The sequence below is a fragment of the Saccharopolyspora sp. NPDC049357 genome (assembly GCF_040677225.1).
Lineage (GTDB): Bacteria > Actinomycetota > Actinomycetes > Mycobacteriales > Pseudonocardiaceae > Saccharopolyspora.
The window spans coordinates 1-14,889 of sequence record NZ_JBFAQJ010000021.1 but is presented as its reverse complement, the minus strand read 5'-3'; the positions used below and the strand labels follow the sequence as shown (position 1 = coordinate 14,889).

At 69.3% G+C, this 14,889-nt stretch carries 15 protein-coding genes; 6 read left to right on the top strand and 9 right to left on the bottom strand.

Going from position 1 to position 14,889, the window contains the following annotated elements; all coding sequences use genetic code 11:
- Window positions 1–663: 663 nt before the first annotated feature.
- Window positions 664–1,158 (bottom strand): VTT domain-containing protein, encoded by a 495-nt coding sequence (locus AB0J91_RS18695; RefSeq protein ID WP_363870299.1) that lies wholly within the window; start codon window positions 1,156–1,158, stop codon window positions 664–666.
- A 24-nt stretch (window positions 1,159–1,182) separates the two neighbouring features.
- Window positions 1,183–1,746 (bottom strand): GNAT family N-acetyltransferase, encoded by a 564-nt coding sequence (locus AB0J91_RS18690; protein ID WP_363789114.1) that lies wholly within the window; start codon window positions 1,744–1,746, stop codon window positions 1,183–1,185.
- A 78-nt stretch (window positions 1,747–1,824) separates the two neighbouring features.
- Between AB0J91_RS18690 and AB0J91_RS18685 the strand changes: the two genes are divergently transcribed.
- Complete coding sequence (locus tag AB0J91_RS18685) at window positions 1,825–3,048, top strand: crosslink repair DNA glycosylase YcaQ family protein (RefSeq protein ID WP_363870296.1); 1,224 nt, start codon at window positions 1,825–1,827, stop codon at window positions 3,046–3,048.
- 205 nt (window positions 3,049–3,253) lie between these two features.
- Here the strand turns inward: AB0J91_RS18685 and AB0J91_RS18680 are convergent, their stop codons facing one another.
- Both AB0J91_RS18680 and AB0J91_RS18675 read right to left on the bottom strand, forming a co-directional pair.
- Entirely contained in the window at window positions 3,254–4,243 is a 990-nt protein-coding gene (locus AB0J91_RS18680) for a DUF4097 family beta strand repeat-containing protein (protein ID WP_363870293.1), read from the bottom strand.
- Window positions 4,244–4,273: 30 nt separating this feature from the next.
- Complete coding sequence (locus tag AB0J91_RS18675) at window positions 4,274–4,879, bottom strand: toxin-antitoxin system HicB family antitoxin (protein WP_363870290.1); 606 nt, start codon at window positions 4,877–4,879, stop codon at window positions 4,274–4,276.
- 142 nt (window positions 4,880–5,021) lie between these two features.
- On the opposite strand from AB0J91_RS18675, the gene thyX reads away from it, so the two are divergent.
- The 5 genes from thyX to AB0J91_RS18650 all read left to right on the top strand — a co-directional run bounded on the left by thyX (window position 5,022) and on the right by AB0J91_RS18650 (window position 9,938).
- Window positions 5,022–5,774, top strand: a complete 753-nt coding sequence (gene thyX, locus AB0J91_RS18670; RefSeq protein ID WP_132620715.1) for an FAD-dependent thymidylate synthase — start codon at window positions 5,022–5,024, stop codon at window positions 5,772–5,774.
- Between the two features lie 168 nt (window positions 5,775–5,942).
- Entirely contained in the window at window positions 5,943–6,569 is a 627-nt protein-coding gene (locus tag AB0J91_RS18665; RefSeq protein WP_363789118.1) for a TIGR03085 family metal-binding protein, read from the top strand.
- 136 nt (window positions 6,570–6,705) lie between these two features.
- Window positions 6,706–7,638, top strand: coding sequence for a 4-hydroxy-tetrahydrodipicolinate synthase (gene dapA, locus AB0J91_RS18660; RefSeq protein WP_363789119.1), 933 nt, complete (start codon window positions 6,706–6,708; stop codon window positions 7,636–7,638).
- Between the two features lie 43 nt (window positions 7,639–7,681).
- Window positions 7,682–9,370 carry a ribonuclease J gene (locus AB0J91_RS18655; protein WP_363870491.1) on the top strand — a complete coding sequence of 563 codons (1,689 nt, stop codon included), beginning with the start codon at window positions 7,682–7,684 and terminating at the stop codon, window positions 9,368–9,370.
- A 328-nt stretch (window positions 9,371–9,698) separates the two neighbouring features.
- On the top strand, window positions 9,699–9,938 hold the full coding sequence (locus tag AB0J91_RS18650; protein WP_363870287.1) for a hypothetical protein: 240 nt from the start codon (window positions 9,699–9,701) through the stop codon (window positions 9,936–9,938).
- Window positions 9,939–10,002: 64 nt separating this feature from the next.
- Here AB0J91_RS18650 and AB0J91_RS18645 read toward each other — a convergent pair whose 3' ends face one another.
- The 5 genes from AB0J91_RS18645 to AB0J91_RS18625 all read right to left on the bottom strand — a co-directional run bounded on the left by AB0J91_RS18645 (window position 10,003) and on the right by AB0J91_RS18625 (window position 14,838).
- Window positions 10,003–10,827 (bottom strand): ESX secretion-associated protein EspG, encoded by an 825-nt coding sequence (locus AB0J91_RS18645; RefSeq protein ID WP_363870285.1) that lies wholly within the window; start codon window positions 10,825–10,827, stop codon window positions 10,003–10,005.
- Window positions 10,828–10,830: 3 nt separating this feature from the next.
- The gene (locus AB0J91_RS18640) at window positions 10,831–12,030 is read right to left on the bottom strand and encodes a hypothetical protein (protein WP_363870282.1); all 1,200 of its coding nucleotides are present in this window, start codon (window positions 12,028–12,030) and stop codon (window positions 10,831–10,833) included.
- Window positions 12,031–12,062: 32 nt separating this feature from the next.
- Window positions 12,063–12,626, bottom strand: coding sequence for a DUF3558 family protein (locus AB0J91_RS18635; RefSeq protein WP_363870279.1), 564 nt, complete (start codon window positions 12,624–12,626; stop codon window positions 12,063–12,065).
- 26 nt (window positions 12,627–12,652) lie between these two features.
- Complete coding sequence (locus tag AB0J91_RS18630) at window positions 12,653–13,180, bottom strand: hypothetical protein (RefSeq protein WP_363870276.1); 528 nt, start codon at window positions 13,178–13,180, stop codon at window positions 12,653–12,655.
- Window positions 13,181–13,302: 122 nt separating this feature from the next.
- On the bottom strand, window positions 13,303–14,838 hold the full coding sequence (locus AB0J91_RS18625; RefSeq protein WP_363870273.1) for a long-chain fatty acid--CoA ligase: 1,536 nt from the start codon (window positions 14,836–14,838) through the stop codon (window positions 13,303–13,305).
- Between the last annotated feature and the right edge of the window lie 51 nt (window positions 14,839–14,889).

The following is a 14,889-nucleotide window of genomic DNA, read 5'->3' as shown; positions in this document are numbered from 1 at the left end:
CCGGGGCCCGGGTCCTGGGTTCGGAGCCCGTCGTTTGGGGTTCGGAACCCGGGGTTCGGGGTTTGGGGTTCGGTGGGAGTCGGGACTCGGGTTTCCACTGAGGTCGGGGGCCTGGTTTCAGTGGAAATCGGTGGCCGGGTTTCCACTGAGGTGATCTCACTGGGTCGTGCCGTGTTCGTAGGAGGTAAGGATGGGTGGGCCACGGGCGATGGTGATGGTCCTGCGGGGCGACGGTGACGTCGTGGACGCCACGAGTTCGCCCCCTCCTCACCCGCGAGCGTTCGCTCACGGCGTGAAAATTCGAATTTCGCGCGAAATTCGAGTCGAAACTTTGCCGTTCGAATTTCGCGCGAAATTCGAATCCGGCCCGCGACGGCGGCACCAGGCCTCTCGTCGGAACGACACCCCCGGCGGCCGATGGGCAGCAGGAACGAGCGAGCGCGTCGTCGACCTCGACTGTGACTCGATAGGCCATACTCGGGGGCCTGGTCTCCTCGCCCTGTCCTTCGCCTTGCCCTGGCCCCGACCCCGTGGGCGCCCGATCTGGTGAAGCGGCTGTCGTTCGTCAGGTTGCCGTGCCCTGTCCGCACGACCCGTTGCTCACATGCCTCCCGGACCCCGCCGGCCTTGCACTGAGATCACCTCACTGAAATCCGGATTGGATTAGAGCCAGGCGGCCATCGCTGATGGGGCCGCGGCAAGGGCGCCGAAGCGGGCGAAGCGGCCGATGAAACCGGTGATCAGGAACGTCGACACCGGGACCTTGGCCCAACCCGCGATGATGGCCACCGCCGCGAACGGGGGAAGGCTGGCGGCAGCGCTGATCAGCAGGACGGTGCCCGCCCAGACCGGGCGGTTCCGGCAGTTCTCGCGGAACTGCTCCAGCCACGTCTTCCAGCGACCCTTGGACTCCGGTTTCTCCCTCTTCTCCCTGCGCATGAACGCGGGAAGGCGGATGGTGCCCCTGGCCGCGTAGTAGTGGAGGAGCTTGCCGCCGATCTGACCGGTGGCGATGACCAGCGCGAGGACCCACCAGGGGATGTCCGGTTCCTTGAGCACCAGGCCCACCGCGAACAGCTCGACGCTGATCAGCGGGAGGAGCGCGGAGGCCACTGACACACCGAACGTGGTGGACAGCAACCCGATGATGGTCAGCACTTTCGGCTCCCGAGGGGGCAGGCGTCAGTGGTGCTCGAACTCGAACTCCAGCGGACCGGTCAGGCGCATCTCGCGAAGCGGGCGCCCACCCGCGTCCAACGTGCGAACAGTACCGTCCGGTGCCCACCCCGCAGCGCGGTAGAACGACAGCGACGCCGAGTCCGACTCCGGGACCCACGCGATGCCACGCGTCGCACCGTGCGCGGCGAACCGACGACCCATCGTGCCGAGCAGCCGTCCGGCGTGACCCCGACGACCCCATCGCGGCTCCACCAGCAGCGAGCTGACCAGCACCGTCGTCGACGCGTCATCGGGGAGGGAGCCGTCGGCGGCGGCGACTTCGGGCTCCGGGGCTGGGCCTGCGACGCAGAAACCCACGGTCCAGTGTCCCTCGATCGCGAGCAGCACGGTGGCCGCTCCGGAGGTGACGGCTTCTCGCCACTCCTGCTCGACCTCGGCGCTGTCCAGCCCGGCCAGCACGGCGGGGGACAGGATCTCGGCGTAGGCGGTCTGCCACGTCTCGACCTGAATGCGTGCGATCTCGGCGGCGTCGGACGCCACTGCTTCGCGCACATCGGCTTCAGCCATGCGCGACAACCTAACGTGTCGGTTCCGAGCACCCGGCGGCAGTCCGCGTTGTCGGGGAGTGCTGGCACCATCGCCCGGGTGCAGACCATCAGCAACGACACGGCACGGCGAACGGCTTTGGCGGCGCAGGGCTTCGCCGACCCGCGACCACGCGGCGCGGTGACCCGGCGGCACCTCCAACGGGCCCTGTCCCGGACCAAGCTGTTGCAACTCGATTCGGTCAACGTCGCGGTGCGCGCGCACTACATGCCGCTGTTCAGCAGGCTCGGCGCCTACCCGGCGGAACTGGTCGACACCGCTGCGTGGTCGCACACCGCGCGGCAGCCCCGGATGCTCGTCGAGTACTGGGCGCACGAAGCGTCGCTGATCCCGGTCGAGGACTGGCCGCTGCTGCGCTGGCGGATGCGCGAGTACGGCGGTGCGTGGCGCAAGCGCTCCCGCGAGCTGCTGGAGCAGAACCCCGAGCTGGTCAACGACGTGCTGAACGCCGTCAAGGAACTCGGACCGATCGGCGCGGGACCGCTGGAACGGGAGCTCGGCGGTGGGGAGCGGCAGGGGCGCGGCCCGTGGTGGAACCGCACCGACACCAAGCGCGTCTGCGAGCTGCTGTTCGCGATGGGAGAACTGACCACCGGCACCCGCCGAGGTTTCGAGCGGCTCTACGACCTGCCGGAACGCGTGCTGCCCGCCGAAGTCCTAGCCCACGAGCCCGAGGACGCCGAAGCCGTTCGCGCACTCGTGGAACGCTCCGCCCAAGCCCTGGGCATCGGCACCGAGACCGATCTGCGCGACTACTACCGGCTGTCCCCGGACCAGTCCAAGCAGGCGGTCGCGGAACTCGTCGAAGACGGCGTGCTCGAACCGCTGGTGGTGCACGGATGGCGTCAGCCCGCCTACCGCCACGCCGAGGCCCGCGCTCCCCGCAAGGTCGAAGGCCGGGCGCTGCTGTGCCCGTTCGACCCGCTGATCTGGGAGCGCTCGCGCGCCGAGCGGATCTTCGGATTCCGCTACCGCATCGAGATCTACGTTCCAGAACCCAAGCGGCAGTACGGCTACTACGTCTTCCCCTTCCTCCTCGACGGTGAGCTCGTCGCCCGCGTCGACCTCAAGGCCGACCGGGCGGCGGGCGTGCTCCGGGTGCCCGGAGCGTTCCTCGAACCCGGCCGCGATGCCGCGCCCGTCGCGCCCGAGCTGGCCGCCACCCTGCGCGAGATGGCGACCTGGCTCGGCCTCGACGAGGTAGTAGTGGGCCAACGAGGCGACCTAATCCGCCCGCTCAACGCGGAACTTGGGCTTTCCTGAGAGGCTGCTTGTTCTGCTTGGCGGTGCGGGTAGGGGAACCTGAGCGGCTCTCTGGCTCCGGGATCCGAGACTTGTGTATGTCCAATACACGGCGCTTCGGCTGTCCTCACCAGAGAGCCGCTCAGAACCCCCGGCGGTGCGAGCTGAGTCCCACACCTGAAACAGCGGCTTCGCCGCGTTCGTGAACGGTTTTGCGCGGCGGTTTTCAGCTGGCCGTGGTGAGGACTGCGTCGCCGCTGCCGGTGCGGCCGAAGATGCGCAGCGTTGGCTCGGTCTCCGGTCGCTGATCGGTGACGTCCAGATCGCTGCGGGCGGCACCGGTGGACGAGGTCAGGTCGACCTCGGCGCTCGTTCCCCGGTGGATCGACACCTGCAGCTCGCCGGACCCGGTGATCAGCTCGATCTGCCCGTCGAGCGCGTCGGCCAGGGTGATGTCACCGCTGCCGGTGCGCACCAGCACGTCGTCGGAGACCTCGCCGAGCCAGATGGCACCGGACCCGTTGGCCACCGAGGACGGCGCCTCGATGACGCCGACCTCGACGTCACCGCGCCCGGAGCGCGCGTGCACGCCGCCGCGCATCGCGCCCAGCCGGAGGTGTCCGGACCCGCTGCGCACGGTGGCCCGGTCGGTGGCCTCCTCGATCGAGACGGTGCCCGTCCCGGCCTGCACGTTGACCTTCCCGGCAGAACCGGACACGGCGACCTCGGCGGACCCGCTCTGCACGCCGACCTCGGAGCCCAGCGGTGCGGTGACCCGCACCGCGAGCGGAACTCCGCGCAGCGGTGCGTTCGACGGGGCCCGCACGACCAGCCGGCCGCTGGACATGTCGATCCGCGTGCGGCGCACGGCCTCGATGATCGGCTCGCGCGGCAGGTTGCCCAGGTCGAGCCCGCCGCGGCCGCCGGGCGTGCCGAACTGACCGCCGGGCGTGCCGAACTGCTCGGTGACCCAGCTCAGCAGCCCGGACAGCCCGTTCTGCCAGTCCTGCCCGCCCGAGCTCGGGTCGTGCCGGACCTCGACGTGGGTCATCGCCGTGTCGGTCAGCTCGACCACGACCGAGCCGCGGTTGTTGCCGATGTCGATGCGGATCGGAGCGGCGGAGTCGAAGTCCTGGCTGCGCAGCAGATCCGTCAGTTCTTCCTCGGCCTCGGACCACTCCTGGTCGAGGTCGGGTTCGTCGTTGTTGTCGGTCATCTCAACTCGCCCTTCCGCTGTGTGGCCGGATCAGCCCTGCACCCAGCCGCGAACGCGGGAGCCGCCGCCCTCGCCACCGGGCCAGCCGCCGAAGCCGGGCCCGTCCCACGGCCCGCGACCACGCCCGTGGCCGTGCCCGCCGTGCCCGTGCCCACCGCGTCCGCGACGCGGCCTGTCCCACGGGCCGCCGCGTCCGCCTCCGCGCAGCGCGCCCTGCACGGCCTGCGCGACGAAGGTGTTCAGCGACACGCCCTGGGCGGAGGCGGCCTGCTCCGCCTGGGACTTGATCTCCTCCATCAGCCGCAGGGTGATGCGGCTGATGTCGCCGTTGTCGCCGCTGGGCGGCGGAGGCGGTGGTGGTTCGGCCTCGTCCTCGGTGTGCGACGGGCTGCTGCCGCCGCCGCTGACCACGACGCGCACGTCGCGGCCGTCCAGTCGGAGGTCCACGACCTGACCGTCGAGGTTCGTCGTGACCTCGGCCGCCAGGTCGGACAGTGCGTTCATGATCGCCAGCCGCGCGGCCGGCTCGATCGCGCCGGACAGCACCGCCGCCGTCTGCCGCGTCTGGTCGTCGCCGGCGGCAGCGGCGGAGGTGAGGTCTTCGCGAAGCTGGTCGATGTACGGGTTCAAGTCCATGACACCACTATGGCGGCATCGGTGACGTCATGCAAACACCCGATGGTGTCATCTGGCGTCAGGCGATCTTGTCGGGCCAGCCGGTTAGGCTTTCGGGCAACACATGGGGAGTCGTGAGAAGCAGGAAAGGGGCACGCCAGTCGTGACCGAGATCGTGCGGCCGAAAGTGCAGCTGATCGGCAAGACCGAGTTCTTCCCGCCGGAAGACGTGGACTGGTCGACCGACGCCGACGGTGGGCAGGCGCTGGCCGAGTTCGCCGGTCGTGCGTGCTACCAGTCGTGGCGCAAGCCGAACCCGGCGACCGCCACCAACGCCGGGTACCTCAAGCACATCCTGGAGGTGGGCCACCTGTCCGTGCTGGAGCACGGGTCGGTGTCGTTCTACCTGACCGGGATGTCCCGCTCGTTGACCCACGAGCTGATCCGCCACCGGCACTTCTCCTACTCGCAGCTCTCGCAGCGCTACGTCCCGGAGCGGGACGCGGCGATGGTCGAGCCCGACGTCATCGCCGAGGACCCGGAGCTGCACGAGAAGTTCGTGCAGGCCGCCGAGGCGAGCGTGCAGGCCTACAGCGACCTGCTGGCGGCGCTGGAGGAGAAGTTCGCCGACGAGCCGAAGATGACGCTGCGCCGCAAGCAGGCCCGGCAGGCGGCCCGCTCGGTGCTGCCCAATGCCACGGAGACCCGCATCGTGGTCAGCGGCAACTACCGCGCCTGGCGGCACTTCGTCGCGATGCGCGCCTCCGAGCACGCCGACGTGGAGATCCGCGGCCTGGCCGTGGAGTGCCTGAAGCAGCTGCAGAAGGCCGCGCCGAACGTCTTCAGCGACTTCGAGATCACCACGCTCAAGGACGGCACGGAGGTCGCCTCCAGCCCCTTCGTCACCGAGGGCTGAGGATCATCCTGATCTGTGGTCGTTTCGCCCGGCGGTGCGTGTAGCGGAACCTGACACGCGCCCGTCGAAGTTCGACCAGCGGCACCCGTGGGAAACCGCGGGTGCCGTTTTCGTCTCGATCGCGGACACGTCCGACGCTCGGGAAGATCGGCGTTTAGAGTGGGCGCCATGGGTGTCGCCAGCGAAGAACGCCAGCTGTTGTGCGAGCTGTTCGAGCAAGTCGGCCCGGACGCGCCGACGCTGTGCGAGGGGTGGACGACCAGGGACCTCGCGGTGCACCTGGTCGTGCGCGAACGCCGTCCGGACGCGCTGGCGGGCCGGCTGATCAAGGCGCTGGCCGAGCGTGGTGAGCGCGCCGAGCAGGAGCTGCGCGAGCTGGCTTGGCCGGAGCTGGTCGACCAGGTGCGGCAGGGGCCGCCCAAGTGGAACCCGATGAGCATCGGCGGGGTCGACGAGACGGTCAACGCCGCCGAGTTCTTCGTGCACCACGAGGACGTTCGCCGCGCGCAGCAGGGCTGGCAGCCGCGTCCGTCCGACGAGGCCCGCGACGAGGCGCTGTGGAAGTCGCTGGGCCGGGTCGCGCGGATGTTCTACGGCCGCAGCCCGGTGGGCGTGGTGCTGCGCCGCCCCGACGGCACCGAGATCCCGGCCAAGCGCGGCCCGCGCACGGTGCGCATCATCGGCGAGCCCAGCGAGTTGCTCCTGCAGGCCTTCGGCCGGCGCGAAACCAAGGTCACCTTCGAGGGCAACGAGGCCGACGTCATGGCGATGCAGGACCTGCGCCGCTCGTTCTGAAAAACTGCTCGTCAGAGCACCGCTGGACCGAAAGAAACACGGCATTTCGAGCCCGCCGGAGAGGCCTTTCCGGCGGGCTCGGTTCAGCTCGGTCCGGTGGTCTTCAGCGGGTTCCTGACCAGGTAGCGTCAGGACCATGACCGACTGCCCCACCGCCATTCCGGGCCGCCCGTTCGGCCGCGTCCTGACCGCCATGGTCACGCCGTTCGACGAAGACGGAAAGGTCGACCTGAAAGTGGCGCAGGAGCTCGCCGCTTACCTGGTCGACAACGTCGGCAACGACGGGTTGGTCGTCAACGGCACCACCGGTGAGAGCCCCACCACCACCGATCGGGAGAAGGAGCAGCTCCTGCGCGCGGTGGTCGAGGCCGTGGGCGATCGGGCGACCGTCGTCGCCGGTGCCGGCACGAACAACACCGAGCACTCCGTGGAGCTGGCGCGCTCCGCCGAGAAGGCCGGTGCGCACGGCCTGCTGGTCGTGACCCCCTACTACTCCCGGCCGCCGCAGGAAGGGCTCTTCCAGCACTTCTGGACCGTCGCCGACGCCACCGACCTGCCGGTGATGCTCTACGACATCCCGCCGCGCAGCGTGGTGCCGATCCAGGTCGACACCCTCAAGCGGCTGGCCGAGCACCCGCAGATCGTCGCGGTCAAGGACTCCAAGCACGACCTGTGGGCGGGCAGCGAGGCGATGAACGACGCGGGTCTGGCCTACTACTCCGGCGAGGACCCGCTGAACCTGCCTTGGTTGTCGGTGGGTGCGGTCGGTTTCGTCAGCGTGATCGGACACGTGGTCGGCGACCGGCTTCGCAAGATGCTCGACGCCTACGAATCCGGTGATGTGGCAAGCGCTCTGGAAGTCCACAAGGGACTCCTCCCGGTCTACCGGTCGATGAACTTCGTCGGTGGTGTCATCTTCGCCAAGACCGCTCTGCGGCTGTGCGGCTACGAGACCGGGCAGCCGAGGCTGCCGCTCCCGGCCGCCACCGAGGAGCAGGTGCGGTTGATCACCAGTGACCTGTGGGATGCTGGTTTGGTATTGGTCAACCCGGACGCAGCACAGAGGTGACACAGCGTTGAGCGCACAGGCGACAGCCACCGAGTACCACCCGGTGACGCCGACTTCGTCGGCACCACCACGCCCGTTGGCCGAAGGTGGTCTCAGGGTCGTCGCGCTCGGTGGCATCGGCGAGGTCGGCCGGAACATGACGGTCTTCGAGTACGAGGGCCGGTTGCTGATCGTCGACTGCGGCGTGCTGTTCCCGGAGGACGACCAGCCCGGCGTGGACCTGATCCTGCCGGACTTCGGCGCGATCGAGGACCGGCTGGACGACATCGAGGCCCTGGTCCTCACGCACGGCCACGAGGACCACATCGGCGCGGTGCCGTTCCTGCTGCGGCTGCGGCCGGACCTGCCGGTGGTCGGCTCGAAGTTCACGCTGGCGCTGCTGGCGGCCAAGTGCCGCGAGCACCGGCTGAACCCGCAGCTGATCGAGGTCGCGGAGGGCGAGCGCAGCACGCACGGCGCCTTCGACCTGGAGTTCTTCGCGGTCAACCACTCGATCCCTGACGCGCTGGCGGTGGCCATCCGCACGCCCGCCGGGGTCGTGCTGCACACCGGTGACATCAAGCTCGACCAGTTGCCGCTGGACAACCGGCTGACCGACCTGGCGGGTTTCTCCCGGCTGGGCGACGAGGGCGTGGACCTGTTCCTGGTCGACTCCACCAACGCCGAGGTGCCGGGCTTCGTCACACCGGAGCGCGAGATCGGCCCGGTCCTGGACCGGGTGATCGGCAAGGCGACGCAGCGGGTCATCGTGGCCTGCTTCGCCAGCCACGTGCACCGCGTGCAGCAGGTGCTGGAGGTCGCCCAGACGCACGGCCGCAAGGTCTGCTTCGTGGGCCGGTCGATGGTGCGCAACATGGGCATCGCCGCTGATCTGGGCATGCTCGACGTGCCGGAGGGCCTGCTCGTCGACCTGGACCAGGCGCTGGAGATGCCGGAGGCCGAGGTCGCGTTCGTCTCGACGGGCTCGCAGGGCGAGCCGCTGTCGGCGCTGTCGCGGATGGCGCGCGGCGAGCACCGGCAGATCGGCATCCGCGCCGGCGACACGGTGGTGCTGGCGAGCTCGCTGATCCCGGGCAACGAGACGGCCGTGTTCGGCGTGGTCAACGGCCTGGTCCGGCTGGGCGCCCAGGTGGTGCACCAGGGTCACGCGAAGGTCCACGTCTCCGGTCACGCCTCCGCCGGCGAGCTGCTGTACCTGTACAACGCGGTGCGCCCGAGCAACGTGATGCCGGTGCACGGCGAGTGGCGCCACCTGCGCGCGAACGCCGAGCTGGCCCGGTTGACGGGGGTTCCCGCTGATCGCGTGGTGATCGCCGAGGACGGCGTGGTGGTCGACATGGTGGACGGCATCGCGAGCATCGCGGGCCGCGTCGAGGTCGGTCACGTCTACGTCGACGGCCTGTCGGTGGGCGACGTCGGTGAGTCGACGCTGTCGGACCGGTTGGTGCTGGGCGAGGGCGGTTTCATCGCGATCACCGTCGCGGTGGACGCCACGAACGGGCGCGCGGTCTCGTCGCCGACGATCTCCGGCCGCGGGTTCTCCGACGACCCGAAGGCGCTGGACGAAGTGGTGCCGCTGGTGGAGATGGAGCTGGCGCGCACCGAGGCCGAGGGCATCACCGATACGCACCGCATCGCCCAGTCGGTGCGGCGGGTCGTGGGCCGCTGGGTGGCCGAGAAGTACCGCCGCCGCCCGATGATCGTGCCGAACGTGCTTCCGCTCAGTTCCTGATCCCGTAGCTTGAACGGGGTGGCTCGGAAATCCTTCCGGGCCACCCCGTTCGCGCGTTCGCGTCACCCCGGGTGACCGCCTGGTCTGGGCGGACATCATGATCGGTGCTCGTTTCCGATCACCCGTTACCCGGTCGTGCGGGAGTCCTCTGAGGAATGCCCGATTTCACCGTGCACACAGGGTGTTTTCGAACACCTCACGAGTGGAGTCCGTGGCACGTTGGCGTGACCCACCGAGCTGGGTGGCGAGTCCGCTGCCAGGGTGAATCCCGCCGGTTCGAGCTTACTTCGTTCCGCTGGAAAACCACTCGGAAGATTGGGGTCTGAAGGTGCGCACTTCCGCTCGACTTCTCGGCGCTGCCGCCGCTGCAACGGCACTCATGGCCGTCGGGGGCCCGGCCTTCGCTGACAGCTCGGACAACGAAGGGGTCAACCTGCTCAACGACAACAACGTGAGCGCCGTACCGATCCAGGCGTGCGGCAACAACGTCGGGGTCCTGGGCGTGGCGGCGCCGATCGCCTCTCCGCAGCACAGCTCCTGCGTCAACGCGCCGATCACCGAAGGCTGAGCCGACGCGGCACCGTCGAAGAGGGGCCGACCTCCTCTGGGAGAGGTCGGCCCCTCTTCGCGTCTCAGACGCGAGCCGCCGGGCGGGTGAGCAGCCGGATCATCTCGTTGATCGTTCCGACGAGCTTCCGGGAGTCGGCCGGTGCCAGCGTGTACCACTCGCGCCCGTCGCGCCCCGGCTTGCGCTGGGCCAGGTAGCAACCGGCTTCGGTGGCGAAGAACTGCGTGTTGAACGGCAGCGAACGCGTCCGCCGAACCTTCTGGTCGTAGGCGCGCACGGTGATGAGCCCTTCCAGGCTGCGCTTCGCGGTGAAGGCGTTCGTCAGCGCTTTCGCTTGCGCGCCGCGGACTCCGGCGTAGCCCAGCGCCGAGGACAGGCTCCGCTTGGAGCCGCCCATCCGCGTGGTCACCTGCGTCAGGTGCGCGTAGGGGATCGACACCGACGCGTCCTCGGCGGCGGTGACCTTGCCCAGCAGGTTGATGGCGTTGCCCGCCGGACCACCGTGCTCGTGCCGCTTGACCCGGATCTCCCGCAGGTCGTCAGGGGTTTCGCCGTCCGCCTGGTACGCCTGGACGGTGCTGCGGCCGTACTCGACGAGCACGGCGTTGAAGTCCTCGCCCTCGCGCGCGTGGACGGCGACCCCGATCGCCAGCGGCGGTCGGGCCAGCAGGTGGACGGCCTCTTCGACGAAGGGGTGCAGCTCGTCGCCGTCGAACAGGCTCTGCTGGATGAGCTGGCGCCGACCGAGTTCGGCCGCCTCGCGGCGGTCGTCCTCGGTGGCGTCCAGCGGCAGCCAACCGACCCGCAACAGGGGGTGCAGCTGCAGGTCGAACCGGGTGCAGAGGTAGTTCGCGGCGGCGGGAGGCAGGCTCAGTTCACGCCTGGCCACGTATCACCGGCCTTGGTCGGCGTCACCGAAGACGGGTGGTGCGGTGCGCTGCATGTCGTTGGTGAACACGTCGTCCCGCTCGACGAGCCAGCCGGGACGCTGGTGCTCCTGCTCCTCGGACTCACCCTGCTTGCCGCGCCCGGCACCGGCACCCGCCCCGGGTGCACCGGCCTGGCCACCACGACCGGCGGCGGCACCACCGGAGGCGTTCGCGCCACCGGCACCGCCGAGACCGCCCATCCCGGCCCGGCCGCCGGCGCGACCTGCGGGCACACCTGCGCCGTCGCCGCTGCGACGACCACCGGGGCCGCCGTTGGGGGAGGGGGCCCAGCGACCGTTGTGGGGGTTCTGCCGCTCCCACGCGCCGGTCTGCGGGTTCTGCCGGAACAGCGTCCCGTCGGGACCGCGCACGACACCAGGCGGGAGCCCGGGAGCCGTGGGAGTCGGCGTCGCCCAGGACGGGTTCGACGCGGCCGGCGCGGACGGAGCGTGCACCGCGGGTGCGGCGCTCGGAGCCGAAGCCCAAGCCGACGACGTGCTGGACGGTGCGGAGTGCGCGCCACCCGAGTACGAGGAACCGCTGTCACCAGCGGAATACGTGCTCGAAGTCGGGTAGGACGACACCGGCGGAGCCGCGGGCGGCGGCTGGTCGGCGGGCTGGAACTCCGGCAGCCGCGCGATCACGCCCTCGGTCTGCTGGCTGTAGCGCTCCATGACCTGGTTGGCCTGCTGGTTGGTGTCCACGTAGGCCTGCTGCCGGTCCTCGTAGTCCGACATCCACCCGGTCACCGGGTTCGAGTCGAGACCCCAGTCCTCGACCCACCCCTTCTGCGGCGGATCGAGAAGAGCACCCTGCCCGCTCGGCAACGGGTCGTCCTTGACCGGAAGAGCCTGAAAAGTCTCCCGCTGGTAGGTGTTCTGCTCCTCCAGAGCAGCCTTGACATCACGCGAGGTGGAGGCAGCGGAGTGGGCCAGCGGCTTGATCTCGGCGATCGAGGCGTTCGCGGCATCGGCAGCAGCGCCTTCGTGGGCCGCTTCCGCAGCGCGCAGGGCATCGGCGATATCGGTCGCCATCTGGTCGAAGTTCTTCGCGACGTTCTCCCAGAGCTTCACGCCCTCGTCCGAAGGCGATGGCAAAGCCGCAGCATCTGGGGCGCCACCCATCTGCTTCCGGTATTCCTTGGCGCTACTGGCGTAGCACATGTCCAGCATCGTGTTGTCTCCCCAGAGGATCCTTATTTGGCGGCGGGAAGGGTGGGCACCGACGCCTCAAGCGCTTTCTGCGTCATCGAGCACGGGTCCGCGGTGCCGAAGGCGAACGCTCCCAGCACCTGGTTGTCCATCGTTCCCAGGTACATCCAGCAGTTCTGGGTCTGGGTCGGGTCTGCCTTGTTGCCCTGGACCGTCGGGTGACCGGCGATGTTCAGTTCGCGGTAGTCGACGAACGTGGCCTTGTTGTCGATGTACCACTGGACCGAAGTCTTGGACGGTCCGAGCGAAAGGGTCGTGGCGCCGTTCTCGGACTTCCAGGTGCACTGCGGTGGCATGTCGGGGTCCACCGAACTGGTCTCGACCTCACCGGCTGGATTGAGGCCCAGCGATGTGGCGGTGTCAGCCGGGAGCAGCTGGCAGAGGTCAACAGCGGACGCGTCCTTGGGATCGCTGATCGCTGGACCGGTCTGGCCCTGGGGCGGCGGTGGTGGCGCGGCGTCGTCGCCCGAGCCACCCGAGCACGCGCTCATCGTGATGGTGAGCGCGACGGCCGCGCTCGCTACCAAGCTTCGCTTCAGAGTCTTCATCTCCGCCATCTTGCCGTGATCGAGATTCACTGTTCGGTGTTGCGCACGCTGGAGGCTGCGGCGTCGTCGTTGCGCCTGTACTCGTCCAGGGTGGCCTGGTAAGCCTCGATCTTTTCGGTGAGCTTGGTGTTCAGCTCCTTGACGATCATCTGAAGGGATCCCTGGTCACCGACGGCGCGCTCGTTGATGGCTTTGAATGCCGACGAGGTGTAGTTGTCCTTGGCCGTCAGTTCACCGGCGAAAGCGCCCGGACCGGTCCTCGCGATGCTCTGGACCATCGAGCGCGCGTTGTCCCGGATGTCTTCGAGCTTCTTGATGGCGCTCTCCAGCCCAGCTGGATCGACCAGGTACCCGGCCACGGCGGTGTTCCCCCTACTTCGAATGACACGTCTGGCGTGGGTCCATCTTCGGCGATCACCTGCGGTGATCACAGCTTGTGGACCGGCGCACATTATGAATGCGATCACCCTACTGGGTGAGTCGATTCGGGGGCGGATCACCTGGATGTCGCAATCCGCGACCGGAACTTCGCGCTGAACTGCGCGTTCGCGCATGACCTCGGGGGTGCCGACAAGCCCCGTTTCGACGCGACTTCCCCTGGCAGGCGTCGAAACCGCGAAGGTCGGCCGACACGACCCCCCGCGTGTCGGCCGACCGCCCCCGATCCTGAACTCGATCAGTTCTCCAGGATCTGCTTGCGGATTTCTGGTTTGAGGACCTTGCCGATCTTCGAGCGGGGGAGGTCGGGCCAGATCTCCAACTGCTTGGGCGTTTTCACGCCGCCCAACCGCTCCTTGACGAACGCCGTGAGCTCGTCGGGCTCGGCCCGCCCGCCGGCGCGGAGCTGCACCACCGCGGTAACCCGCTCGCCCCACTTCTCGTCCGGCAGGCCGAGCACCGCGCAGTCCTGCACGGCGCGGTGCTCGCGCAGGGCCTGCTCGACCTCGGCGGAGTAGACGTTGAACCCACCGGTGATGATCATGTCCTTGGCGCGGTCGACGATGAACAGGTAGTTCTCGGCGTCGAGGTAGCCGATGTCGCCGGTGTGGTGCCAGCCGTGCTCGCTGACTTCCTCTGTGGCGGAAGGGTTCTCGTGGTAACCGGCCATGACCAGCGGGCCGCGCACCACGATCTCGCCCCGCTCGCCCCTGGGCAGCAGCGCACCGGACCCGTCCATGACCGCCACCTGCGTCAGCGGGCTCGGCCTTCCCGCGGACGAAAGCCGCTCCACCGCCACCGAGCCGTCCGCGCGGAAGTGATCCGCCGGGGGCATCGTGGCGATCATGTTCGGCGCCTCGGTCTGCCCGAAGAGCTGGCCGAGCACCGGGCCGATCCGCTCCAGCGCTTCCTGCAGCCGGGTCGGCGACATCGGTGCGGCGCCGTACCAGAGGCAGCGCAGCGAACTCAGGTCCGTCGAGTCGAGGTCGGGGTGGTCGAGGAGCCCGTAGATCACCGTCGGCGGCAGGAACGCGTGCGTGATGCGATGCCGTTCGACCAGTTGCAGGAATTCGCCCAGGTCCGGCTCCGGCATGATGACGATCTCGCCGCCCAGCGACAGGATCGGCCAGGTCAGCACGCCTGCGGAGTGGGTGAGCGGCGCCAGCGCCAGGTACCTCGGCCGGTCGCCGAACGGGTAGCTCATCAGCGTCAGAGCGGTCGCCGTGGCCATGTTGGTCCCGGTCAGCCGCACCCCCTTCGGTTGGCCCGTCGTGCCACCGGTTCCGGCGAGCATGCACAGCTCGTCACCGGCGACCGCCGGTGCCCGGTGGCCCGGGTCGTCGACCCGGATCCAGTCGGAGAAGGTCAGCGCACCGTCGACCTCCCCGTCCAGGCAGACCAGGGTGAGGAGTTCCGGCAGCTCGTCGCGGATGCGCTGCACCAGCGGAGCGAACCGCTCCTGGAACAGCAGGCACCGGCAGCCGAACATCGACAGCAGCTGCCGGTTCTCCGCCGCCTCGTTGCGCGGGTTCACCGGGCACCACACCGCGCCCGCGCGGGAGATGCCGAAAACGCTGGTCAGGGCGAGCGGATCGTTGCCCGACAACACCGCGACTCGGTCTCCGGGCCGGATTCCCGAGGCCATCAGAGCCCTGGCCACCCGCCAGGACGATTCCTGCACCTCGGCGTAGGTCCGCGATTCCCCGTTCGTGGTCAGGCAGGGCCGCTCGTCTCCGAGCGAAGCCCCTTTGTCCAGGTATTCGGCCAGCTGCACGGCTACCTCGCTGGGTCGGGCGCGGCGGGGGGCGCCCGGGGGGGGGCCGCG